Raw genomic sequence first — 23387 nt, forward strand, 5'->3', positions numbered from 1 at the left:
TCAACCGGCGTTGCAGACGCGCGTCTTCAAACGGTCAAGGTCCGCGGCAATGCGCGTCGACCAGAAATGCGCATCCTGGTTGTCAGCCTCGTTCCACGCATCCTGCAGCACGCGATGTGACAGCGGGTGGCCTTGCTTGAGCAGAAGCTGCGCCTTGATGCGCAGCAGTTCCGGAATAAACCAGCGCTCCTCGCGGCTTCGCGCGGTTTGCAGGGTTTCATCGATAATCGCCAGGCTGCGGTGCTCCAACCCGAGCATGGCCAACCCCAAGGCGTATTCGCTGCGAAGCAGGCTATAAAGTGGGCTGCCTCCCTGGTCCTGCAACTGTGCCAGGACTTCGCCCAGGCGCGGCACGCCTTCTTCCGCAGAGCCCTGGCGGATTAGCAATATGTGCTCGAAACACCGGCTGAACTGGCGCCACAAATAAAGATCATGAGCTTCCAGGCTGTCTTGCAGCACCGACAGGTAGTCGCGCGCCTTTCGCTCATTCCCCACTAATAAAACAGTCGGAATCGCGCCGACACACAACGTGTACCACAGCGTGGCTGGATGATTGAGGCTGATGGCCTGGCTGACGCTTTTTTCCAGGGTCGACAGCGCCGCCGCGACATCCCCTTGCAGCAAATGGATCTTCGCCTTCAGCGACCGCGCGGCGATACGTTGGTCGAAATGCAGGTCGATCAAGTGGGTGTTCGTCGAGAGTGGGGCGCTCAGGGCTTCGACCACCGAGCGCCGTGCATCTTCAAGCCGACCCATGTGGAACTGCGCATTGGCACGCATGCGCAGGCCGAGCAACTGACGCTCGCTGTGGGCCGCGCCTTGGCTTGACGCCACATACCGATCGGCCAGCTCAAGTGCGGCAATGTATTGATTCGCGCAGCTTCTATCGTGCCACAGGCCCCACAGCGCACGCAGTTGATGCTCGGTGTCATTGAGCATCCGCGCGTCTTCGCTGACTTGCTGCCATGCCTTGCGGATTTCGGCACCGCCACCAAAGGTAAGCATCATGACGCTGGCCGAGGCGGTCAATAGCAGCATGCGTTGGCGTTGCTGGATTGGCGCACCGTCGTAGATGGGCTGCAGGCCGCGGTTGACCCAGTCGTAGTATTCAGCGCTGAGTGAAAGGCGCAACCAGAGCGGCAAGCTGGCCAGCGTCAGCTCCACCGCCAATCCGTAGTCGCCTCGCGATGAATACGCCCAGTTAAGCGCAGCGCGAACGCTGTCGACTTGTGTCCCATACCGAGCGAGCCAGGCCTGTGGGGTGGTGGTGACGAGGTCTTGTACAGACGCATTCAACTCATCCAGCGTCCAGTTAGCGTGACACCGTGCAATGGTGTCGGTTTCATCCTGCGCCGCGAGTTTCTCTGCGGCATAGAGGCGGGTGGTTTCCAGCAGCCGGTAGCGTCTGGCCGAGCCTTGCCCGCAGGAGATCACCAGCGACTTGTCCACCAGGTTTTCCATCAGTTGCGCCGGGTCCTGGTTATCGACGGCAATCACGGCCTCTACCGCGCGCAAGGTGAACACGCCGGTGAACACCGACAGTCGGCGAAGCATGGCTTGTTCAGCGGCGCAGAGCATCGCGTGGGTCCAGTCCAGCGCGGCCCCCAGGGTGCGATGCCTGGGGAGCGCGGTACGCTGACCGGTCATTTGCAAGCGAAAGCTGCCGTCAAGCATCTTCACCAGAGGCTCGATACCGAATGCTCGTACCCGTGCGGCGGCGATCTCGATAGCCAGTGCATTGCCGTCGAGTTTGCGGCAGATAGCGGCAGCGGCAGGGACGTCCTGCTGCGTGAAGACGTAACCCAGATCGTGCGCTGCGATGCGCTCCACCAGCAGCGCGATGGCGGGGTAGCCCAGCGCTTGCACCGTGTCCAGGCGGGCATCCGGCGTTGGAAACGGCAGGGCGGCCAGGTCATGCACGAACTCGCCTTCGGCGCGCAGCGGCTCGCGGCTCGTGGCCAGCACCGAGCATTGCCGGGCACCGCGCTGGATCGTTTCGATGGACTTGGCGATTTCTTCGAGGACGTGCTCGCAGTTGTCCAGAATGAGCAATGCCTGGCTGGTGGCGAGGCTACTGGCGACCACGGTTGACGGGTCGGCGGCCGTGCAGTCGATCCCCAAGGCTGCGGCGATGACGACGTGCACCAACTGACCGCGACTGACCGGGGCGAGATCGATAAAACTGACGCCTTGCGGATATCGCTGCCGCATCCGGTTCGCCAAGGCCAGGGCAACCGTGGTCTTGCCAATGCCTGCATGGCCGGTGATGGTCACGAAGCGGCGCTGCTCGAGCTGTTTTTCCAGCGTGTCCAGCAGTTCTTCTCGGCCGAATATCCGCTTTATTGGGTCTTGTAGTTCAGCGTTTGCAGGCTTGTCGGGCTGCCTGGCGGAGTTCGGTAGCGTGGTTATCGGCGCGGCGAAACGATAGCCGCGACCCGGCACGGTGGCGATGTAGCCGAGGTCGCCATTGGCGGCGAAGGTGCGACGTAAAGTCAGGATCTGCGCCCGCAGATTACATTCCTCGACCACCACCCTGGGCCAGACGAGGGTGAGCAATTGGGCTTTCTCCATCAACTCACCGGCACGCGTGGCCATGGTGATCAACAGGAGCAGTGCGCGGCTGCCAAGCGGGACGGGCTCGCCGTTTCTCAACAGCAAATGATGCTGTGGGATCAGGACGTATGCGCCGAAACAGATCGCGTTGTCAGGTACAGGAATGTTCTGGCTGATGTCGCAAAGGGTTTTTTCCGGGCCGGGACGGTCGAGATTCATCGTATACCTATCAGACTGACGTCTTAACAGCGCAGGGTGAGTGCGCCTTTCCATGTTCAGTAGGTCACTGGCAGCATCCGGGAGAATCATGACTGTTTTGGTATCGGCTGAAACATCGGCAGTTGTGGGCGTTGCCGAAATCCCGGATCTCAATACCTTGGAAATTGAGGGTGAGATTTTCCGAACCTTCGGTTGCTCAAACGTATCAGAAGAAGCAGGACAGGCGCTGAATGTAATCCCTGGACACCTGAGGCCGAGGAAAATCTCCCCAGGAAAATCTCAGGATAAGCCTCGGTGTTGAAGCGTGAACATGCGACCAGGTCGCTCGTCAGGAAGTCTCCATGGCGCAACAAAGCCGTAATGACAACATCATCGTAATTGGCGCTTCCAGCGGTGGACTCGCGGCGTTACGCGAACTGCTTGCCCATCTTCCGAGCGACTTGCGCGCTGCGATCTTCATTACGATGCACATAGGCGATCGACAAAGTCTGCTGCCACACCTTCTGGCGGGGGCAAGTTCCATGGGCATTGATTTTGCGATGTCCGAAGAACCGATAGAGAGCGGTCGTATCTACGTCGCGCCGCCGGACAGGCATCTGCTGATCAAACGGGGAACGTTGCAGTTGGCCCTCAGCGCCAAGGAAAACCATTCCCGCCCGGCGATTGATCCGATGTTTCGCTCCGCTGCCATCAGCTACGGGCATAGGACAATCGGTGTCGTGCTGACCGGTGAGCTCGATGACGGTGTCGTCGGCCTTCAGGCGATCAAGGCCTACGGCGGCATGGCATTCGTTCAAGATCCGCAGACAGCCGAAGCCCCCTCCATGCCGATGAATGCGCTTCGGCATGTTGAGGTGGACGGATGCTTGCCGCTCGATGAACTGGGAAAGACCCTGGGGCAGACCATCCAGCAGTGGGTAACCGAAGCTGACTCGCCTTGGGAGCCGAGGCGTATCGAGCCTTTTGCCACGGAAAACGACCTCACTGAGGATCTGAGTTCAGGCGGCGCCTATGCCTTGGAGGCGGTAGGTGAGAAGGCTGGGATATCGTGCCCTGAATGCGGAGGCGCGCTGTGGGAGCTGGGGTCCACACCGCTGCGTTTCCGTTGCCACACCGGCCACAGCTATACCTATACCGTATTGTCCAAAGCCCAGAATGAAACGGTGGAAGAAGCGCTCTGGGTCGCGATTCGAGCGTTGCATGAAAAGCAGTTGCTGTTGGGCCGACTGATTCAAAACAGTAAGGATTCCGGACGAAGCGCCGCCGTGCAGGAGTATGAACTGAGCAACGAAGGTCTCGAGAGCCATAAGGCGACGCTTCGAGCATTGCTGGCGAAGCTACGCCCCATTTGAGCCATGTTTGCCGGCAGTCAGGCGCGCATCAGGGCAACGAGTGCAGGGACAGTGAGTACGGCGGTGTAATAGCCCATGAACTGCACGCCGATGTTGAACCCCAGGAAGCGTGAAAGAAATCCGCCCAGCAGCCCGATGGTAATGATGACCAGCAACCCCAAGAGGCCACCTTCCCAGATACCAATCACCAGGATCAGGCCAACGAACGTCGAGATCACCGCTTCGTGGCTGATTTTGCGCGACACGTAGGAGGCCGCTCTGTGCGCGTAATTCATGGTGAACGGGTAAGCAATCAGGATGGCAACGACGACTGCCAACATGCCGTATCCCAGGAACTCCCAAGTGCTCAGCAGTGAGTGCAAGTTGTGCACCTGACCGGTCGCTGTGTCGACGCTAAAGCGCGGGGGCGCATTGAAGAGTGGCGCTGCCGGGCCCGCTGCAACAGGGCTCAGAGGCAGACCAAAAGCGATCAGCGGGATCAATGCTTCAGCGATGTAGGTCGATTCGGTGACCCCGTTTCGCGCGGTTATGACGGTGGTCATGCGGTGGTAGACGTGCTTGACCCTGGAACCGACCACTTCGCCCATGATGACGGTCATGGCAACCGGGCTGAACACGAAGGTGGCGCTGGAGACCACGGCTGTGACGGCGGTCCACAGGCTTTGTTTGCGGTCCAACACCCTGAGCGGATTTGGAAAAAAACCGCCCCAGCTTTTTACGTCGGGCGATAGGGAAAAAGTGCGCACCTCTTGGCGTCGCATGGTCGCTCGCTCGGCAGGTGCGAGCATGCAGAACAGCGCGGCGATCAGCGGACCGATGGCAATGCCGAGGAAGTAACTGACACTGAGCTTGACCCCATACTGCCCGGTGACGCTTTGCAGGCCGACGATCACCATGACGAAGGGGATCAGCGTCAACACAGCCGCCAGGCGGCCTTTGGAGAACCATGCAATGGCAATCGCCGCCGCCAGGAACACCCAAGGTGCCGCGCGCTTGATCATGTCACCGAACGGCGCGAGCATCACGGCGAACAGCACGGCCATCGGCACAGCGATCAACGCAGCAATGACCGCTCCCGAGATCATCTTGCGCAGCGCAATGTGGGGCACGCCCAGGTTGCGCAGGAAGTTGGCTTCGCGCATCAGTGGCGTTGCCATGGTGTCGCCCGGAATACCCAACAGGGCCGTCGGTACGGCGTGGGTCATGTGTTTGGCCACGGCGCCTGCCAGGAAGAATGTCAGCACCCCTGCGGCAGGCACGCCCAGCAGAACGACCAGTAACGTCAGCGGGGCGAGCGTAGTGGTTTCATCGCTACCTGAAATGAGTCCGATCCCGGCGAACACAATGGCGCCCAGGATACCCATGCCCAACGCTATCAGGACCTGATCCAGCAACGGTTCGATCATGACCGACCCCCATTGATGCTCACCGTGCTGACAGTGGCTGCGGGGGCATCGAAGCTTTCCGAGGAGGCCTGAAGACCTTTCTCGTAGTCAGCGAACAGATCATAAAGATCCAACTCGCGTAGCTCCGCCAGCGTGGCGGGTGGCAGGTCGCTCAGGCGGCCAAGGGGGCCGTATTCATTCTGCAACTCGAGCAGGATCTTCGAGCGCCATGCCGGATCTGCCACAATCTCTACGACATGACGCTTGGGTTTGAACAGCGCGGCACTGATGGCTCCGCCTGCCAGACAACCGACAATCCCCACCAGCATCGCGTACGCGCGGGCCATCTGCGCGGACGCTACCCAGCCGACAAGCAGGTGCTGCGCCAAGAAGAAAGCACCCAGGCTGACGACTGCGCCGATGCCCATGGAGTACAGCAGGTGGCGACCGTCTACCGTGTCGCCCCATACTTCAAACAATTCGGCTTTCATAAAGGTTCTCCCATCGCCCCTGCGGGCTTTTATTGTTATGAACGTGAAGAGAGATGTGACTTGGTTCGTTTCTACGAGACGGTCCTGATCATGACTGTGCACGCATTTGCTTGAGCAGTTCAGCCGCTTTGTCTGAGCGCACGTCACCAGCCTCGACCATTTGCTTGACTAGCCAGTTGATCTCTTCACCTCTGGCGCCAGCGGAAAGGGCAATGTTGCGCGCGTGCAACGCCATGTGACCGCGTTGGATTCCTTCAGTCGACAGTGCGCGCAGCGCGCCCAGGTTTTGTGCCAGGCCGACGGCCACAGCGATTTCGGCGAGTTCCTGCGCGGTCTTCACACCGAGGATGCGCAGCGACAATTGTGCCAGTGGGTGAGTCTTGGTGGCACCGCCGACCAGGCCGACAGGCATGGGCATTTCCAGGGTGCCGACGAGATGCCCTTTGGCATCTTTTTCCCAGGTGGTCAGCGAACCGTAATGGCCGTTGCGGCAGGCATAGGCGTGTGCACCCGCTTCGACCGCGCGCCAGTCGTTGCCCGTGGCGACGATCAGCGGGTCGATGCCGTTCATGATCCCCTTGTTGTGAGTGGCTGCCCGATAAGGATCGACGACGGCGAAGTTGTAGGCATCGAGAATCCCTTCGATAACGTCCTCGCCTTTGAAGGCTGTAGTTGCAAGCAGCCCAGGCGCAATGCGGATCTGGGCTCGGGCAAGACGCAGGTCGGCCAGGTTGGACAAAATCCGCAGTCGAACCGTGCCGCCGGTTATTGCTTCCATCAGCGGGGCTACCGCTTCAGCCATTGTGTTCACGGTATTGGCACCCATGGCGTCGCGCACGTCGACGATGAGGTGGGCAACCAGCATCGGCCCACGAGGGCTCTGGGCGAAGGTGTGCACTTCGATGTCGCGGCAACCACCGCCCAGCGTGTTCAGCAGTTGGTCCTTGCGGTTCGCCAGTTCGATGATTTCGTCTTTGCGGCGCAAGAGACTCAGGCGGGCATTGAACGGATCTTCGATGTCGACAATCTGTACCTGGGCGCGCATCAGCGGCAGGGAGCTGGACGTCTGGAAACCACCGGCCTCGCGCGCCAGCTTGGCCATGAATGAGGCAGCCGCGACGACCGAAGGCTCCTCGACCACCAGCGGCACGATGACGTCGCGACCATTGATCTGGAAGTTGCTCGCGACGGCGTAGGGTAATTCGAATTTGCCGATGACGTTCTCGATCATGCCGTCGGCTATTTCCAGGGGCAGGGCGCCGGCATCGCGTAGCAGGGCAATATCGGCTTCTGGCAGCTCGAGCAGCTCTTGCAAGTGACCCAGGCGTTCGGCGGGCGACATGCTGCGGAACATGGGGAGGCGGGAGTCGATACTCATATGGCGAGTCCTGATGCAGTTATTGTTGTTGAATGGTTGTCACCCTATGCGCATGTGTCTTGGCGAAAAAGGTACAGTTTGGACAGACAGTACCTAAGCTGTACCCTCTGCGATTCATTCACTCAGGATTCCTTTCGATGTCACGGCTGACACTTGCCCAGCAACTGGCGGCGTCATTGGTCGAGCAAATCGGCAATGGCACCTACCGAGTCGGTGACCGCTTGCCATCACTGCGCGAATGCATGCGCTTGTTTGGCCATTCGAAAAATACCGTGATCAACGCTTATGAATCGCTGGCCTCGCAAGGGCTTGTCGAAGCGCGCCATGGGCAGGGCTTCTTCGTCAAACAAGGCGCACCGAGCAACAACGAACCCGAAGAGCCACTGCCGTTCACCCGGGCGATGGACACCATCTGGCTCATGCGCCAGCAATTTGTCCGTGAGCCCAGCCAATCGCCACTCGGCGAGGGTTTTCCGCCCGTCGAGTGGCTGATGGATTTGCGGCTGGACAAGTTCACCCGGCAGATCATGCGCATCGGGGTCACGACACTTTTTCGCTACGGGAATCGGCTAGGGAATGCCGCTCTTCGCCAACACCTGGTGCAAAAACTCGCGACCTATTCAATTGCCGCCAGCCCACGCCAGATCGTCACCACCCATGGGGCGAACCACGCATTGGATCTGATCATTCGCCGTTTTGTTGCCCCGGGGGATTACGTGTTGGTCGAGGATCCCGGTTATTACCCGCTGTTCGGCAAGTTGCAATTGCAAGGAGCGCTGATGCTGTCCGTCCCAAGATTGGCGGATGGGCCGGACATGGAGGTGCTGGAACAGCATCTGCTGGTGCATAAGCCAAAATTGTTTTTCATGCAGTCGGTCGGGCACAACCCGACGGGTTCCGACATCTCACCCGGCAAAGCCCATCGGTTGGTTCAGTTGGCGCAAGCGCACAACTTCATCCTGGTTGACGACGACGCGTTGGCGGATTTCAAACCGGCATCGGCCATCAAGGTGTCTGCGCTGGACCAGTTGAGCCGATCCCTGTACGTGGGCAGCTTTTCCAAATCGGTTTCTGCGGCATTAAGGGTTGGGTTTATCGCCGGCAGTAAGGATGTCATCGACGAACTGGGTGACCTGAAAATGCTGCTGCATACCAGCACATCGGAGCTTTGTGAGCGAACCGTGGATGCGATTCTGATGGAGGGGCATTTCCTGCGACATCTGATTCGTCTGCAAGAACGGCTGAAGACTGCAACCACGCAAGGGTTGCAGATTCTGGACGAAATAGGCGCCGAGGTATTTGTTCGTCCTGAGCAAAGCCTGTATCTATGGGTCAGGTTTGCTCACATTGACGATGCCAGGGAACTGACGCGACAACTGCTTCCAAAGGGTTTCATGATCGCCCCTGGACACATTTTTTCACCGGAGCAATCGCGTATCAACCCATGGACGAGGTTGAATGTTGCGTACCTGAATGATCCGTTATTCAAAGCTGTCTTGGGCTTTCGGCCATAGGCAGTCCCCGGTCTTTCGCCTCGTCAAATCCAGGTCCGAGACCTTGCGCAAGAACTGAGTGCAGCTTTTCGATTTTATCGAACATTATCTTCGAAATTAGACGTCTATTTAGACAAGTGGCGTCCGGGCACAATTCTCCTCATTGCGGCTCACCACGGTGGTGAGTCCTTCCAGAGGAAACAGCCATGACTCAATCCATCGCACACGCCAATACCGCTCTCAACGCTGCATCCGCCAGCACCGTCGTTGCCTCGGCCTCGTTCGCGGGCCGGGTGCTGTTGAGTGCGATCTTCCTGCTGTCAGGCATCAGCAAGATCAGCGCGCCGGCGGCGATGATCGGTTATATCGAATCGGTAGGGTTGCCGTTCCCGACTTTGGCGCTGGGGCTTGCCGTCCTCGTAGAAGTCGCTGGCGGCCTTGCGCTGATCCTGGGTTACCGCACACGACTGGTTGCTGCCGCGCTCGCTGTGTTCAGCATTGGCACCGCGCTGGTGTTCCACAGCCAATTGGGCGATCAGAACCAGTTCATCCACTTCTTCAAGAACATCGCGATGGCCGGCGGCTTGCTTCAGGTCGTCGCTTTCGGTGCCGGCCGTTTCAGCCTGGACGCGCGTCGCGGCTGATCGTCGCGGCCCAGACAGTTCCCAACTTGATTTCGAGGTGAAAGATGAAAGCGATACGCGTAGCGCAATACGGGCAACCAGAAGGTTTGACGTTCGAGCAGATGCCATCTCCGGTCCCGGGCAAGAATGAAGTGCTGATCGAAGTGGCAGCCAGCGGGGTGAACCCGGTCGATTGGAAGGTGCTTTCTGGCGCGATGAAAGCGTTCATCCCGCTCCAATTGCCCTATACGCCGGGTGTCGAAGTGGCCGGTCGCGTCGCGGCGTTGGGCGAGGGTGTCACCGCGTTCTCGGTCGGCGACGAGGTGTTCGGCTTCATCAACATCGTTGGCGGTTATGCGACTGAGGCAGTGGCCAGCGTCGATCGTCTGGCGCGTCGGCCGAGCCGGTTGCCGGCGCTGCAGGCGGGCGGTGTACCGGCGGTGGCGCTGACGGCTTGGCAAGCATTGCATGAGCATGCCCGGATCAGGCCCGGCCAGCGCGTGCTGATTCATGCCGCAGCGGGCGGGGTCGGCAGCCTCGCGGTGCAGATGGCACGGATAGCCGGCGCCACCGTCATAGCCACGGCTTCGGCGCGCAATCACGAGTATCTGCGCAAGCTGGGTGCCGCTGAGGTGATTGACTACAACCAGGTGCGTTTCGAGACGGTGGTCGATCCGGTCGACGTGGTGCTCGATCTGGTTGGTGGCGACACCCAGGCACGGTCATGGGCGGTGTTAAAACCCGGTGGTGTATTGGTGTCGCCAGTGAGCCCACCCGATGCCGGAAACGCCCAGGTTGCTGGCGCCCTCGGTAAACATTTCGCGACGCGTTCCGATGGCGCGCAGTTGGAGCACATCGCGGCGTTGTTCGAGTCTGGAGAGTTGGAGATTGAAGTGCAGGTGTTGCCTTTGTCCCAGGCCGAAGAAGCGCTGCGCAGGAGCTTGTCAGGGCACACTCGAGGCAAATGGGTACTCGACGCCAGTCGATAAGACAGCATCGAACCGGGCGCTCTGGCTTCTCGCCGGGGCGCCCGGTCATGCCTGGCGATAGGCGCTGGGCGTGACGCCCACTTCACGGCGGAACACCTGGGAAAAATGGCTTGGGCTCGAATAACCGACTTCAAGGCCTATATCGATGATGCTGCGGTCCGTCTCGAGCAGCAGGTGCCGAGCGCGGCTCATGCGCAGGCGGATAAAGTACTGCGAAGGCGACAGGCCCGTGGCGCGCTTGAACATTCGGCTGAAGTGGTACTCGCTCAGGCCAGCGATCTCGGCCAAATACGCAAGGCTGAAGTCGTTATCCAAGTGGTGATTCATCGCGTCGATGACCCGGCGCAGCTTGTACGCCTGGAGCGCGTTGCTGCGCCGGTTTCCATTGTGCCCATGGAGATAGCGGCGTACCAGGTGAACAGCCAGCGCCTGGGCCAAGCCGTGGGCAAACAATGGACTGGGCTGGCGCTCGTCGATGAGCTCGCCGCGCAGTTGATCCATCATGAAGCTCACCCGCTCATCCCGGTCGCCGGAAATATCGAGGAAAGTGACGGGGCCAGCCTGCTCACCCAGGACTTCGCGCGCGGCCTGATCGATCAATGACAAACCGAGGTACAGGTGCATGACCGTGAAGGTGTCGCAGCCTTGTGTTTGCCAGCGCATTTCGTAAGGTTCGTCGGTATTGGTGAGATAAAAATCACCGGCGCGGACGTCGACGGCTTCCCATTCACCCCCCAACGGTCGCTCCTCGACCCGGGCGGCGCCCGCTAGAACCAATACCAGCAGAGGTTCGGCCACGGCGGGTACCAGTATTGGCTCGGTAATCGAGTGGTGACTGAACAACTGCACCAGCACGTCCTGAACCTGCGGATGCGGCGGCATTACCTGCGGCTGGCCGGGCATGTAATGCCGCATCGATTCGGCCGTGACGCGGTGATGGTCGTGAAGGGGCGGTGTATCCGGTTCAGTCTTGCGCATCCCATGCTCCGTCGGCAACGCCCTGCGCCGCCTGTGCCTTGAATCGCTCGATCAGCCAGTTGGCCGCGGGTCCTGGCGGGGTGTCGGTGCGGTAGATGATATCGAAGGTGTAGTCGCCGCCGGTGCAGTCTGGCAATTGGAGCTGCACCAGTCGTCCACTGGCCAGGTCTTCATGCACTCGATCGATCGGCATGTTGCCCCAGCCAATCCCTTCGCGCAGCAACATGTGCTTGGCCCCCAGATCCGCCAGGCGCCACGTGCGCGTGCCGACGACAGCGAACTCCTGGTCCTGGGTCAGGCTGGAGCGATCAGTGAGGACCAACTGCACGTGGGCGCGACCGGCACCCGGCGAATTGGGCGCCGATGCCGCCAGCGGATGGTCGGGAGCCGCGACCGGGATCAGCGCCACGCTGCCCGCGCCGATGCGCTCGATCCCGTCAATGCTGTTGGTCAGTGGGCCGCTCACACCCAGCGTCGCTCCGCGATCGAGCACCCGTTGCGCCACGGCGCCGAGGGCTTCCATGTGCAGGTGCAACGATACGGTCGGGAATTGCTCGCGAAAGGCCTTGAGCGCGTCGACCACACGTTCGCCGGGCAACATGACATCGAGCACCAGATGCACCTCGGCTTCCAGGCCGTGCAGTAGCCCGCGGACCTTGGCCCGCAAACCGTCTATTCCATTGTAGATAGTGCGCGCTTCAGCCAGGACGGTGCGTCCGGCGTCGGTCAACTGCGGTTTGCGGGTGGTCTTGCGGTCGAACAGGGAGACGCCCAGCTGCATTTCCAGGTTGGCAATCGAGTAACTCACCACCGATGTGGCGCGATGCAGTTTACGCGCCGCGCCGGCGAAACTGCCGACATCGACCACGGTGAGAAACACTCGTAGCTGATCGAGGGTAGGGGTGCCCGGGTCCGAAATCATCACTCATCTCTTTAACGTTTCGACGCATATTATCCGCGTTCCGCTGATAAGCCAGCGCAGGAACGCTGTCCGCCGCCTGATCCTGCTGTGTTCTTGTAGCGCCGCTCTAACGCTCAATCAGCTCACGTACATGCTTGGCAATGGCCAGGCACGACGTCAGTCCGGGGGACTCGATGCCGAACAAGTTGATCAGCCCCGCAACGCCATGCTCGTGCGGACTGCTGATCAGGAAATCGCAGGCAGGCTCGCCAGGCGCCGAGATCTTCGGGCGAATCCCGCTATAGCCAGGTTGCAGGCTGCCGTCCGGCAAGCCCGGCCAGTAATCGCGAATGGCTGGATAGAAGCCGTCTGCGCGAGCCGGATCGACCTGATAATCCTCGGTTTCGATCCATTCGGTGTCCGGGCCGAAGCGTGCCTGCCCGCCCAGATCGATAGTCATGTGCACCCCGAGGCCATCGGCTTCCGGTGCCGGGTAGATCAGGTGCGTGAAGGGCACAGGCTTTGACACGCTGAAGTAACTGCCCTTGCACAAGTAGTCACGTGGCACCGCGTCGGGCGCCAATCCAGCGATGCGCCGGGCTAATGCCGGGGCCTGCAGGCCCGCCGCATTGATCAGTCGGCGACAGGCGAGCGCCATGGGGGCCTCCCCACCGACGTCAAGGAGAAAACCATCGGCGGTCACTTTCGCAGCGAGCAATGGGGCATGGAACGCGATGCTGGTGCCGGCTGCCTCGCAATCCCCTTGCAGCGCCAGCATCAGCGCATGGGAATCAACGATGCCAGTCGAAGGTGAGTACAACGCAGCAATGCATTCAAGGGCCGGTTCCAGAGCGGTGGCCTGATGACGGTCCAGCAGGCGCAGATCATCTACACCGTTTTCACTCCCTCGCTGGAGCAATACCTGGAGCTGGCCTACTTGCGCGGCAGTGTTTGCGACGATCAGTTTTCCCGTTCGACGCGTATTGACTCCGTGGCCGTCGCAATAGGCGTAGAGCGCATGCCTGCCCTGGACGCAGAGTCGGGCTTTCAAACTCCCGGGGGGGTAATAGATCCCCGCATGGATGACCTCCGAGTTACGCGAGCTTGTGCCAATACCGATGGCTCCCGCGGCTTCGATCACCAGCACTTCGTTGCCGGCCCGGGCCATTTCGCGCGCGACAGCAAGCCCCACCACGCCCGCACCCACCACCACGCAATCGATATCGACACTCACGTCACAGCTCCTATGAATGCTCACGCACTTGAGTACAAATAAAAATTGTGCTTTTGAAAAATTTATATTGATTTTTTCTAGAGTGGTGCGGCTTTAGCATAAATCACCTACAAGAAAAGTTGGGCAACGCGTGCGATGCCCAATCTCACAAAACCATGAATAGCTGTATCGGAGCCCTGATGAGTCTTTCTCCTTTCCACCTCGCAATCCCGGTTTATGACCTCGCTGCAGCCCGCACCTTCTACGGAGAAGTCTTTGGCCTTTGCGAAGGGCGCTCCAGCAGCCAATGGGTCGATTTCGATTTCTATGGCCATCAATTGGTGATCCACCAACACCCGAAGACCGCTTCTCAAGAGAGTGTCCACAGTAACCCGGTGGATGGTCACGACGTACCGGTTCCGCATTTCGGGATTGTTCTCGAGTGGGCGCAATGGGAGGCCCTGGCTGAGCGTCTCAGGTCCTTTGGCACCGAGTTTGTGATTGAGCCCTACATTCGTTTCAAGGGGCAGGTCGGCGAACAAGCGACCATGTTCTTGTTCGACCCCTGCGGTAACGCGCTTGAGTTCAAGGCGTTCAAGGATATGAGTCAGCTCTTCGCGAAATAATACTGTCGATAGCGGGCTGCGCTTATCGTCTGGTTGCCGGGGGAGGCGTCAAGGTTTCTTCAGAGCCTGCTCGGTAATCAGTTGGACCAGCGCTTTTACCGGTTCGGTGAGGCTGCGGCGGGCACGATGTACCAGGCCGATATCGCGGTGGAACGTGCGCTGTTTCAGGTCAATGGCGCGGACCTCTGCCGGCCATTCCTGAAGGGTGGCGGTTTCGGGCACCAGGGCCACGCCGACGCCGTTGGCCACCAGCTTGACGATCGCATCCAGCTCGTCGAGCTCGCACACTTCATGCAATACAAGGTGGGTTTGTCGCAGGAAGCGGTCTACCTGCCGGCCGCCGAAAGAAGATCGGTCGTAACGAATGAATGGCTGGGTTGACACCAACTCCGACCAGTCGTCGCCCGGCATATCGGCCGGGACGATGAGGCGATAGGGTTCACGTGTCAACGTTGTCCAGCGCAAGTCACTTTGAAGCGAGAAGGGCGGGCGGATGATCGCTGCCATGTCGATTTCACCGGCATCCACCTGATTGACCAGATCCATGGAAAGGCCCGGAATGACACGTGTCCTGCACTGCGCAAACTGCTGATGAAAGTGAGCAAGCGCTTGCGGTAGGAATGAGCGTTGCACAGAGGCAATCGCGCCAATCGTTACCAGGACGCTGGTGGGCAGCCCGACGTTTGTCGTGCCCAAATGTTGGAACTGACGCACCAGGTCCTGCCCTTGCAGCAGCACCTGTTGCCCCATTCGGTTGAGCTGGGCGGACCGTCCTGTGCGGTCAAACAGCTCGACGCCGAGCTCTGCCTCAAGGCGTTGCATTTGCGCACTGACAGCGGCCTGGGTAAGCCCTATCTTGCTGCCGGCCGCGGCGAAGGTTCCCTCTCTCGCCACCGCAATGAATGTTTTCAGTTCTTTGATCATGCTCAAAGATTAATGATGTTGTCGTGGCAAATACATCTGTTTTTTTGTTGTCAGGAGGCTTGCAAGGTGAGTCAGCCGAAGCATCCCACGCTTGATCGCCGCCAGGCCGTCAGGCAAGCCGTCGATGCCGGCACCCAACAGACCATCAAAGCACCTTCACGGCGCGGCCGATGTATTGCACCGGTCCTGTAGGTTTCCCCGTGGGCGAGCCATTGGCACTTTCCAGCGTCAGTTCGAACAGTTGATGGGGTTCCAACGGCGGTAGCTTATCGAGCGGGACCGACAGCGTTTGTCCAGGCTGGACCAGGCCCAGGGATACCGGTGCCTGCCAGTCGTCCGCTTTCGTCCAGAATTGCAGCGCCTTATCGCTGGGGACGTGGGCCACTGCCAGCGGTATCAGCTGGATTTTCCTGGAGTCGGTCGCCTGGATGACCCAGCCTGGCGCCTGGTCTTGCGGCGCTACCAGCACCACGAGGTAACTGGTTGGGTTCACTGCAGTCGTGCGTGTCAGCAACAGCGTTCCGAGCAGCAGTGTCGCAACGATGCCGGCCCCGGCGAGCCCGCGCCATAACGGCAGAAAATTCCACCAGGACGTGGACCGTGCGGCAGCCGGCGCGCGCTGGTCATGATTGTTCAGGCTGTTCTGGATGCGCCTCCAGACACGCGGCTCAGGTGTTTGCGGTTCCGCCTGCTCGGTCAAGGCAACCAGACGCTGCTCCCAGGCATCGACGGCCGTGCGCAAGGCGGGTTCGTGCGCCAGGCGCTGTCGAACCTGCTCGCGCTGTTCGGCCGGCAACGTTCCCAGGACATATTCGCTCGCCAGTTCTTCGATGTTTTCGGGGGTATCACCCTCGGCACTCGTCGTCATCCCATGCACTCCCGCAATGCCACCAGGCTACGTTTGATCCACGCCTTGACGGTTCCCAGCGGTGCGCCCACTTTCTGCGATATTTCGGAATGAGAATAACCGTCCACGTACGCATGAAGGATGCAGTTGCGCCGGGCCGGCTCCAGTTGTTCGAGGCAGGTATAAATACGACCTGATCGGGCCTGGTAATCGAAGGTGTCGCTGTCCGGCCCTTCGACGGACGCCAGAGCGTCCAAGGCCATTTCGCTGTGCTCGTCGATCTGGATTTCCTTGGCGTTATCGCGCACCACATTGAGCGCCAGATGCCGGGTGATGCTGAATATCCAGCCACGGGCCGAGCCTCTGCGCGGATCGAAACTGGAGGCGCGGGTCCATATCTTGATAAAGACGTCATGGACGATGTCTTCCGCCAACGCGTTATGGCGCACGATTCGCTGGGCAACGCCCATCACGCGTGCGCTTTCCTGGTCGTACAGGACGCGCAGCGCCTTCTGGTCGCCTTGGGCGCATGCCGCAAGGCAGGCTTCATAGTCAAAGTAGGGTTCGGGCAAGGACACGTTTCCAGCCATTGGCAGCGACATGACCCCAAGCCCGCAGGCCAGGGGGTTTCATGGGAGTAGAGTAGCCGACTTTGCCCTGAGCAGTGGCCGTCGATCGTGGTCTATTGGGCAGCCCAGAATATATAGTCAGCCTGATACTTCACCACTTCGCGCTTGCCTTTGTTGGCGCTGGAGCATTCAGTCATCGGCGCTACGCCACCCTTGACGGCCAGCCGTTGGATGTAACTGACCCCGCTCATTGCGCCTTCGCCTTCGGCGGGGTTGGCCTTGACCAGCTGCAAGGGGAGGTCTTTGGGGCCGGCCGATGCTACTGCCAATTGTGTGCCGGTGATTTTGGAACCGTCGTTGGCTTGCCAGGTGGCGGGGGGGCCGAAATAAGTACCGATCGCCTTGCCGCTTCGATCGTTCAGTAGTGCTTTAGGGCCGATAAAAAACCATTCTGTCTGCCCTGCGGCATTGGCCTTGTCACGGCATTCGTAAGTGATTTCGCCGACTCCCGCGGTTTCGAGCGCGATCTTATGCCCGGCCGGAACCTTGATATTTTCGGGCAAGCCCGCTTGCGCGTAAGCCGCAGGCATCGCGACGAACAAGCAGCCGGCAGTCAGTGCGGTGCTGACAATGCAGAACAATCGTTTAGCGTTCATACAAGCTTCTCCAGAGGATTTGATCAGCGCAGCGGCTTCAATGGCTGCTACATGTACTACCCTCTGGAAAGCGGATTGGATGCACCTGGTTGAGAAAAAAAGCTAATCGCTGGATCCGCTATGTCCTGTTGATGTTAATCGGGTCCTTGAGCGCCTGCCCGCAACCCGTTTGACCGCAGGAACTTACCTGACGCCGGGGACCGATGGGAGCAGGAATTCAAGCGCCTCGTCAACCAACAGCCCTGGCACCTGCTCTGCAATGTAATGCCCTGACGGCAACGCTTTTCCTCGCACGTCAGTCGCTACTTTTCGCCATTCGCCGAGCGGATCGAAGCAATGGCCGACGGCGCCGTCAGCCCCCCATAACGCAAGCAATGGCGTTGAGAGTTTCTTCCCGGCTTGCAGATCGCTCTTGTCATGCTCCAAATCGATACTGGCACTGGCCCGGTAATCTTCACACACACCCTGCGCGGCGCCAGGAAGTGCCAGGCATCGCAAGTATTCAGCGAACGCTGCGTCGGTAAAAGGCGCCATACCAGCGCTGCGAGCGCCCATGACGCTACGCAGGTACAGCTCTGGATCAGTCTCGATGAGGGTCTCGGGAAATGGCGCGGGGCGAATCAGGAAGAACCAGTGCCAATAGGCTCGGGCGAAAGCTTCATTGGTCTGTTCGTACATCGCCAGCGTCGGAGCGATATCCAGGGTGATCAACCGCTTCACTGCATCGGGATGGTCCATCGCCATGCGAAAGGCCACCCGTGCACCTCTGTCGTGAGCCATTACGTCGAACTTTACGAATCCCAGTTCGCGCATGAGACCCAACCCGTCCAGGGCCATCTGCCGTTTGGAGTAGGTGAAGTGCTCGGCGTCGCTTGCCGGTTTGTCGCTATCGCCATAGCCACGAAGATCCGCCGCGACCACGGTGAAATATTTCGCCAGGGGCTCGGCGACCTTGTGCCACATAACGTGAGTCTGCGGGTGCCCGTGAAGCAGTAGCAAGCCATGGCCGCTTCCACCCTTGCGGTAGTTGACGGTTATACCGTTGACTTGGCATCGGCCCGATTCAAATGAGGCAAACATCGCTTGGCGCTCCTTCTGATTGTTGCGCCTATTTTAGAGCGAGCGATCCTTCCTGCCAGGGCGCAGCGTGTGAGCGCTTTCTTCACGAATCGTGTGCAACCTCCATGGCCTCGGCATAACCGCGCGGTGGTGTGGCAGGCGTGGCACAGCTGTCGCGGCAAATGCGACAACTGTCGCATGTCGACGCAACCCGTAACCCGGCTTGAAAGCCCGGTAAAACGGGGTCTGCACCGATTCTTCAAACGGTGGCATGGGGGTTGCTCCTCTCCTGGTGCGCAGCGCAATGGCTTCGCTACTAATAAGAATCAGGAGTTCCCCCATGACACAGATTGGCCTCGCCGTGCCTACTGCTTCTCGGAGCGCGCCCCTTCGTGTTCCGCTCAAGACGCTATTTGTCGTGCTGGCGCTTACCCTCGATGCCGCGCCGGGCTGGGCCCAGGACATGCCAGCGAATGTCGACGGCAAGCGCATCATCGCCGCCGATCAGGAGCCCGGTAACTGGATGAGCACCGGTCGCACCTACGACGAACAGCGCTACAGCCCCCTGAAGAAAATCAGCGACCGGAACGTCGGCCAGCTGGGGCTCGCCTGGAGCTACAAGCTCGATCTGGATCGGGGCGTCGAGGCCACGCCCATCGTGGTCGATGGTGTGATGTACACCACCGGTCCGTTCTCCGTGGTCTACGCACTGGATGCGCGCGACGGCAAACTGATCTGGAAGTACGACCCCAAGTCCGACCGCAACCGCGCCGGCGAGGCGTGCTGCGATGCGGTCAACCGTGGCGTCGCGGTCTGGAAGGGCAAGGTCTACGTGGGTGTGCTCGATGGTCGCCTGGAGGCCATTGATGCCAAGACCGGCCAGCGCGCCTGGTCGGTGGACACCCGGGCCGATCACACGCGCAGCTACACCATCACCGGTGCCCCTCGCGTGGTCAACGGCAAAGTGGTGATCGGCAACGGTGGTGCCGAGTTTGGCGTACGCGGTTATGTCACCGCCTACGACGCCGAAACCGGCAAGCAGGCCTGGCGTTTCTTCACGGTGCCGGGTGACCCCAAGCTGCCGCCGGAAGACAAGGCGATGGCCATCGCCGCCAAGACCTGGCATGGCGATGCCTACGTTGCCCAAGGCGGTGGCGGCACGGCCTGGGACTCCTTCGCGTTCGATCCGGATCTGAATCTGCTGTACATCGGCGTGGGCAATGGCTCGTTGTGGGACCCGAAATGGCGCAGCCAGGCCAAGGGCGACAACCTGTTCCTGTCCTCGATCGTCGCCGTCAACGCCGACACCGGCGAGTACGCCTGGCATTACCAGACCACGCCGGGAGACGCCTGGGACTACACCGCCACCCAGCACATGATCCTGGCGGAACTGCCGATCAACGGCAAACCGCGTAAGGTCCTGATGCAGGCGCCGAAGAATGGGTTCTTCTACGTGATCGACCGCGCCACGGGCGAGCTGCTGTCGGCCAAGGGCATCGTGCCGCAAAGCTGGACCAAGGGCATGGACATGAAGACCGGGCGGCCGATCGTCGATGACGAGAACGCCGCGTACTGGAAGGACGGCAAGCGCAAGTTGGTCACGCCCGCGTTCTGGGGCGCCCACGACTGGCAGCCGATGTCCTACAACCCGAACACCGGCCTGGTGTACATCCCGGCGCACATCATGTCCGCCTATTACGAACACATCCCCGAAGCGCCCAAGCGCAACCCGTTCAAGAGCATGTACCAACTGGGCCTGCGCACCGGGATGATGCCCGAGGACGCCGATGGGTTGCTGGAAATGGCCAAGGGCTGGTCGGGCAAACTCATCGCCTGGGACCCGGTCAAGCAGCAACCGGCCTGGGAAGTGCCCTACGTGACGATTTTCAACGGCGGCACCTTAAGCACCGCCGGCAACCTGGTGTTCGAGGGCAGCGCCGATGGCCGGGTGATCGCCTATGCCGCCGATACCGGCAAGAAACTCTGGGAGCAGCCAGCGGCCAGTGGCGTCATGGCCGCGCCGATGACCTACAGCGTGGACGGTGAGCAATACGTCACCTTCATGGCCGGTTGGGGCGGTGCCTTCTCGACGTTCGCCGGTGCCTTGTCCTTGCGCGCCGGGGTCCGGCCGTTTTCCCAGGTGTTGACCTACAAACTGGGCGGCACCGCCAAGCTCAACGAGCCGGCACCGCTTGCCGACACCCCGCAACCGCCGCCATTGACCGGTGACACCGCCGCGGTTGACGCCGGCGGCAAACTTTATGACGGCTATTGCTCGCAGTGCCACGGCATCCATGCGGTCAGCGGCGGCGTGTTGCCGGACCTGCGCAAGCTGACGCCGGAAAAACACCAGATGTTCCTCGGCATTCTCTTCGGTGGCCGAGTGCCCGACGGCATGCCGTCCTTTGCCGACGCCTTCACGCCGGAACAGGTGGAGCAGATCCATCAATACCTGATCAAGCGCGCCCACGACCTGCAGCAGGAAGGCGGCGTCTGGAAAACCTTCAGCGCCAAATGAACGCCCGCGACGCAGGGGGGCCGCCTCTGCATCGTTTTCGACACTGTCCGCGAGAGCAAGCACATGACCGAGATCATCGATTACCAGCACTTCATCGCCAACGCCTTCGTTCCCGGCGACCCCAGCATCGAAGTGCGCAACCCGGCCAACGACCGACTGTTGGCGCGGGCGCCCGAAGCCAGCGGCGAGCACGTTGAAGCGGCTATTGCCGCGGCGCGCAAGGCGCAGAAAAGCTGGGCGGCCCGACCGGCCATCGAACGCGCCGGCTACCTGCGCAAGATCGCCAGCAAAGTGCGCGACAACGCCGAACGACTCGCCCACATCATCACCGCCGAGCAAGGCAAAGTGCTGGGGCTGGCGCGGGTGGAGGTCAACTTCACCGCCGATTACCTGGACTACATGGCCGAATGGGCACGCCGTCTCGAAGGTGAGGTGCTGACCAGCGACCGCGTCGGCGAAAGTATCTTCCTGCTGCGCAAACCCCTGGGTGTGGTGGCCGGTATCTTGCCGTGGAACTTTCCGTTCTTCCTGATCGCTCGTAAAATGGCGCCGGCCTTGGTGACCGGCAACACTATCGTGATCAAGCCCAGTGAAGAAACCCCGATCAATTGCTTCGAGTTCGCCCGCCTGGTGGCCGAGACCGACCTGCCGGCCGGGGTGTTCAACGTGGTCAGCGGCACGGGGGCGACAGTGGGGCATCAACTGACCAGCCATGCCGGCATCGATCTGATCAGCTTTACCGGCAGCGTCGGCACCGGTTCGCGGATCATGGCCGCGGCGGCGCCGAACATCACCAAGCTCAATCTGGAACTGGGGGGCAAGGCGCCGGCTATCGTGCTCGCGGACGCCGACCTGGAACTGGCGGTCAAGGCCGTCACCGCGTCGCGGGTGATCAACACCGGGCAAGTCTGCAACTGTGCCGAGCGGGTGTACGTCGAACGCAAGGTCGCCGATCAGTTCATCGAGCAGATTGCCGCGTCGATGGCCGCGACCCGGTACGGCGACCCGCTGGCCGAAGACGATCTGGACATGGGGCCGCTGATCAATCAGGCCGCGCTGGACAAGGTCGCGCAGATGGTCAAGACCGCCACGGGGCAGGGCGCCGAAGTGGTGACTGGCGGCGCCGTGGCCGACAAGGGCCAGGGTTTCCATTACCAGCCAACCGTTCTGGCCGGCTGTGGCAGCGACATGGCGATCATGCGCCAGGAAATCTTCGGGCCGGTGTTGCCAATCCAGATCGTCGATGACCTGGACGAAGCCATCGCCCTGGCCAACGACAGCGAATACGGCCTGACTTCATCGATCTACACCCGCAGCCTGGGCGCGGCCATGCGCGCCAGTCATGAACTGGATTTTGGCGAAACCTACATCAATCGCGAGAACTTCGAAGCGATGCAGGGCTTCCATGCGGGGACGCGCAAGTCCGGTATTGGTGGCGCGGACGGCAAGCACGGTTTGTATGAATACACCCACACCCACGTGGTCTACATACAAATCTGATCCATGGCCTGGGCCTAAAAAAATGCCGGCGCCCCGCCTGATGCTGTCCGAGGGAAACGGCCATCCCGTGGCGAGGGAGCCAACTGTCTTTAACTTCTCCTCCGACTAACGGCTGGCAGGTTGGTCTTGCCATGGTTTTCCATCCCGAACCATGGCATTCAGCCTGATCAACAACACACGCATACACGCAACCAACGCTACCTTTGAGCATTTTCCCGCTGCCCGAAGGCGGGCATAACGGTTTTTGAAATCATCGTTGTGGCGGACCATAACCAAAGTGCTCATGTACACCGCTCGACGTAGCCTTGATCTCCCTCCATAGATGCGCCTAACACCTCGCTTGGCCCCGCTGTCGTTGTTATAGGGGGCTACACCAGCCAACGCTGCGACCTGTCCACGGCTCAGGTCTCCCAATTCTGGCAGGTAGCAGAACAAGCTGCTGATGGTCACCGGGCCAACCCCTTTGATCGAGCGCAAACGCTCCATTAGTTCGGCATCGATTTGCCGGCTTTGCGCGGCTATACGCTTATCCGCGGCGGCGATCATCTCTTTGAGTTTGGCATTGAGTTCCCTATAAGCATCCAACACGTCTGCCTCTTGCGCTTGTTGAATACGGCGCCGGTTATCGTCCCGTTGCTGGATGAAGACATCACGCTGATTAACCAACTCGGTAAGCTTGTCGCGGGCCTCATCGGGGAAAATGAAGTTTTTTTCCTCCAAGGCCGAAGCAAACGTCGCCAGCATTCGCGCGTCAATGGGATCGGTTTTAGCGCGCTTGCCCATAGCCTGCGCAAACTGGCGAGCGCGAACCGGGTTGATTCGCTGAACCTTAAAACCGGTCTTGGCTAGCAGCCGCACCGACAGCTTTTCATAGCCGCCTGTCGCTTCAACTAGAACACGCACAACCTGTCTCTCAGCAAGCCAGCCAGCCAGTTTGGCGAGCCCTTCGGCGGTGTTAGGCACACTCAGTTCGCCTGCCTGGGGAAATAGCGCGATTTGCAAAGTGGCTTTGGACACATCAATTCCGGCGTAGGCAGTCATGAGTAAAACCTCTAGGCTTAGGGGCGAGAGGTCACTCTGGTCTGGCTCACGCTTGTTGTTCGAGGTCGGACT

At 60.3% G+C, this 23387-nt stretch carries 20 protein-coding genes; 7 read left to right on the top strand and 13 right to left on the bottom strand.

Going from position 1 to position 23387, the window contains the following annotated elements:
- A complete protein-coding gene (locus tag J3P82_RS11470; protein ID WP_434563147.1) occupies positions 1–2772 on the bottom strand; it encodes an ATP-binding protein in 2772 nt (923 codons plus the stop codon).
- A gap of 341 nt (positions 2773–3113) precedes the next feature.
- Here J3P82_RS11470 and J3P82_RS11475 point away from each other — a divergent pair, with 341 nt between their 5' ends.
- Complete coding sequence (locus tag J3P82_RS11475) at positions 3114–4124, top strand: chemotaxis protein CheB (RefSeq protein ID WP_434563149.1); 1011 nt, start codon at positions 3114–3116, stop codon at positions 4122–4124.
- A gap of 17 nt (positions 4125–4141) precedes the next feature.
- Here the strand turns inward: J3P82_RS11475 and J3P82_RS11480 are convergent, their stop codons facing one another.
- The 3 genes from J3P82_RS11480 to J3P82_RS11490 all read right to left on the bottom strand — a co-directional run bounded on the left by J3P82_RS11480 (position 4142) and on the right by J3P82_RS11490 (position 7378).
- Entirely contained in the window at positions 4142–5530 is a 1389-nt protein-coding gene (locus J3P82_RS11480) for a tripartite tricarboxylate transporter permease (protein WP_434563151.1), read from the bottom strand.
- Positions 5527–6000 (bottom strand): hypothetical protein, encoded by a 474-nt coding sequence (locus J3P82_RS11485; RefSeq protein ID WP_434563153.1) that lies wholly within the window; start codon positions 5998–6000, stop codon positions 5527–5529. Before J3P82_RS11485 ends, J3P82_RS11480 begins: the two co-directional genes overlap by 4 nt.
- Before the next feature lie 88 nt (positions 6001–6088).
- Entirely contained in the window at positions 6089–7378 is a 1290-nt protein-coding gene (locus J3P82_RS11490) for a hydroxymethylglutaryl-CoA reductase, degradative (protein ID WP_434563155.1), read from the bottom strand.
- 137 nt (positions 7379–7515) lie between these two features.
- Between J3P82_RS11490 and J3P82_RS11495 the strand changes: the two genes are divergently transcribed.
- The 3 genes from J3P82_RS11495 to J3P82_RS11505 all read left to right on the top strand — a co-directional run bounded on the left by J3P82_RS11495 (position 7516) and on the right by J3P82_RS11505 (position 10483).
- On the top strand, positions 7516–8892 hold the full coding sequence (locus tag J3P82_RS11495) for a PLP-dependent aminotransferase family protein (protein WP_434563157.1): 1377 nt from the start codon (positions 7516–7518) through the stop codon (positions 8890–8892).
- Between the two features lie 185 nt (positions 8893–9077).
- Entirely contained in the window at positions 9078–9515 is a 438-nt protein-coding gene (locus tag J3P82_RS11500) for a DoxX family protein (RefSeq protein ID WP_434563159.1), read from the top strand.
- Positions 9516–9559: 44 nt separating this feature from the next.
- Positions 9560–10483, top strand: a complete 924-nt coding sequence (locus J3P82_RS11505; protein WP_434563161.1) for an NADP-dependent oxidoreductase — start codon at positions 9560–9562, stop codon at positions 10481–10483.
- A gap of 45 nt (positions 10484–10528) precedes the next feature.
- Here the strand turns inward: J3P82_RS11505 and J3P82_RS11510 are convergent, their stop codons facing one another.
- The 3 genes from J3P82_RS11510 to J3P82_RS11520 all read right to left on the bottom strand — a co-directional run bounded on the left by J3P82_RS11510 (position 10529) and on the right by J3P82_RS11520 (position 13596).
- Positions 10529–11461, bottom strand: coding sequence for a helix-turn-helix domain-containing protein (locus J3P82_RS11510; protein ID WP_434563163.1), 933 nt, complete (start codon positions 11459–11461; stop codon positions 10529–10531).
- Entirely contained in the window at positions 11448–12383 is a 936-nt protein-coding gene (locus tag J3P82_RS11515; protein ID WP_434563165.1) for a LysR family transcriptional regulator, read from the bottom strand. The genes J3P82_RS11510 and J3P82_RS11515 overlap by 14 nt, the downstream gene beginning before the upstream one ends.
- Positions 12384–12489: 106 nt before the next feature.
- Positions 12490–13596 carry an NAD(P)/FAD-dependent oxidoreductase gene (locus J3P82_RS11520; protein ID WP_434563167.1) on the bottom strand — a complete coding sequence of 369 codons (1107 nt, stop codon included), beginning with the start codon at positions 13594–13596 and terminating at the stop codon, positions 12490–12492.
- Between the two features lie 179 nt (positions 13597–13775).
- On the opposite strand from J3P82_RS11520, the gene J3P82_RS11525 reads away from it, so the two are divergent.
- Positions 13776–14201, top strand: a complete 426-nt coding sequence (locus tag J3P82_RS11525) for a VOC family protein (protein WP_434563169.1) — start codon at positions 13776–13778, stop codon at positions 14199–14201.
- Between the two features lie 48 nt (positions 14202–14249).
- On the opposite strand, the gene J3P82_RS11530 is transcribed toward J3P82_RS11525, so the two are convergent.
- From J3P82_RS11530 to J3P82_RS11550, 5 genes are all read right to left on the bottom strand, one after another.
- Entirely contained in the window at positions 14250–15125 is an 876-nt protein-coding gene (locus J3P82_RS11530; protein ID WP_434563171.1) for a LysR family transcriptional regulator, read from the bottom strand.
- 145 nt (positions 15126–15270) lie between these two features.
- On the bottom strand, positions 15271–15993 hold the full coding sequence (locus J3P82_RS11535; protein ID WP_434563173.1) for an anti-sigma factor: 723 nt from the start codon (positions 15991–15993) through the stop codon (positions 15271–15273).
- The gene (locus J3P82_RS11540) at positions 15990–16544 is read right to left on the bottom strand and encodes a sigma-70 family RNA polymerase sigma factor (protein ID WP_434563175.1); all 555 of its coding nucleotides are present in this window, start codon (positions 16542–16544) and stop codon (positions 15990–15992) included. The genes J3P82_RS11535 and J3P82_RS11540 overlap by 4 nt, the downstream gene beginning before the upstream one ends.
- Positions 16545–16654: 110 nt before the next feature.
- On the bottom strand, positions 16655–17197 hold the full coding sequence (locus J3P82_RS11545) for a DUF3455 domain-containing protein (RefSeq protein WP_434563177.1): 543 nt from the start codon (positions 17195–17197) through the stop codon (positions 16655–16657).
- A 183-nt stretch (positions 17198–17380) separates the two neighbouring features.
- On the bottom strand, positions 17381–18277 hold the full coding sequence (locus J3P82_RS11550) for an alpha/beta fold hydrolase (RefSeq protein ID WP_434563179.1): 897 nt from the start codon (positions 18275–18277) through the stop codon (positions 17381–17383).
- A gap of 319 nt (positions 18278–18596) precedes the next feature.
- Here J3P82_RS11550 and J3P82_RS11555 point away from each other — a divergent pair, with 319 nt between their 5' ends.
- Complete coding sequence (locus J3P82_RS11555; protein ID WP_434563181.1) at positions 18597–20774, top strand: PQQ-dependent dehydrogenase, methanol/ethanol family; 2178 nt, start codon at positions 18597–18599, stop codon at positions 20772–20774.
- Positions 20775–20837: 63 nt separating this feature from the next.
- Positions 20838–22274, top strand: coding sequence for an aldehyde dehydrogenase (aldA, locus tag J3P82_RS11560; RefSeq protein ID WP_434563183.1), 1437 nt, complete (start codon positions 20838–20840; stop codon positions 22272–22274).
- A 105-nt stretch (positions 22275–22379) separates the two neighbouring features.
- Here aldA and J3P82_RS11565 read toward each other — a convergent pair whose 3' ends face one another.
- Entirely contained in the window at positions 22380–23315 is a 936-nt protein-coding gene (locus tag J3P82_RS11565) for an IS110 family transposase (RefSeq protein WP_434557345.1), read from the bottom strand.
- Between the last annotated feature and the right edge of the window lie 72 nt (positions 23316–23387).

Origin of the sequence: Pseudomonas sp. Z4-20 (assembly GCF_051131955.1) — a bacterium.
GTDB classification, from domain to species: domain Bacteria; phylum Pseudomonadota; class Gammaproteobacteria; order Pseudomonadales; family Pseudomonadaceae; genus Aquipseudomonas; species Aquipseudomonas marvdashtae.

Bases quoted from the DNA above. Each gene is read 5' to 3' on its own strand.
- J3P82_RS11505 (WP_434563161.1), top strand. From the start codon at position 9,560: ATGAAAGCGATACGCGTAGCGCAATACGGGCAACCAGAAGGTTTGACG.
- J3P82_RS11555 (WP_434563181.1), top strand. From the start codon at position 18,597: ATGACACAGATTGGCCTCGCCGTGCCTACTGCTTCTCGGAGCGCGCCC.
- J3P82_RS11495 (WP_434563157.1), top strand. From the start codon at position 7,516: ATGTCACGGCTGACACTTGCCCAGCAACTGGCGGCGTCATTGGTCGAG.
- J3P82_RS11515 (WP_434563165.1), bottom strand. From the start codon at position 12,383: ATGATTTCGGACCCGGGCACCCCTACCCTCGATCAGCTACGAGTGTTT.
- J3P82_RS11475 (WP_434563149.1), top strand. From the start codon at position 3,114: ATGGCGCAACAAAGCCGTAATGACAACATCATCGTAATTGGCGCTTCC.
- J3P82_RS11545 (WP_434563177.1), bottom strand. From the start codon at position 17,197: ATGAACGCTAAACGATTGTTCTGCATTGTCAGCACCGCACTGACTGCC.
- J3P82_RS11500 (WP_434563159.1), top strand. From the start codon at position 9,078: ATGACTCAATCCATCGCACACGCCAATACCGCTCTCAACGCTGCATCC.
- J3P82_RS11485 (WP_434563153.1), bottom strand. From the start codon at position 6,000: ATGAAAGCCGAATTGTTTGAAGTATGGGGCGACACGGTAGACGGTCGC.
- J3P82_RS11550 (WP_434563179.1), bottom strand. From the start codon at position 18,277: ATGTTTGCCTCATTTGAATCGGGCCGATGCCAAGTCAACGGTATAACC.
- J3P82_RS11565 (WP_434557345.1), bottom strand. From the start codon at position 23,315: ATGACTGCCTACGCCGGAATTGATGTGTCCAAAGCCACTTTGCAAATC.
- J3P82_RS11525 (WP_434563169.1), top strand. From the start codon at position 13,776: ATGAGTCTTTCTCCTTTCCACCTCGCAATCCCGGTTTATGACCTCGCT.
- J3P82_RS11510 (WP_434563163.1), bottom strand. From the start codon at position 11,461: ATGCGCAAGACTGAACCGGATACACCGCCCCTTCACGACCATCACCGC.
- J3P82_RS11530 (WP_434563171.1), bottom strand. From the start codon at position 15,125: ATGATCAAAGAACTGAAAACATTCATTGCGGTGGCGAGAGAGGGAACC.
- J3P82_RS11470 (WP_434563147.1), bottom strand. From the start codon at position 2,772: ATGAATCTCGACCGTCCCGGCCCGGAAAAAACCCTTTGCGACATCAGC.
- J3P82_RS11480 (WP_434563151.1), bottom strand. From the start codon at position 5,530: ATGATCGAACCGTTGCTGGATCAGGTCCTGATAGCGTTGGGCATGGGT.
- J3P82_RS11535 (WP_434563173.1), bottom strand. From the start codon at position 15,993: ATGACGACGAGTGCCGAGGGTGATACCCCCGAAAACATCGAAGAACTG.
- J3P82_RS11490 (WP_434563155.1), bottom strand. From the start codon at position 7,378: ATGAGTATCGACTCCCGCCTCCCCATGTTCCGCAGCATGTCGCCCGCC.
- aldA (WP_434563183.1), top strand. From the start codon at position 20,838: ATGACCGAGATCATCGATTACCAGCACTTCATCGCCAACGCCTTCGTT.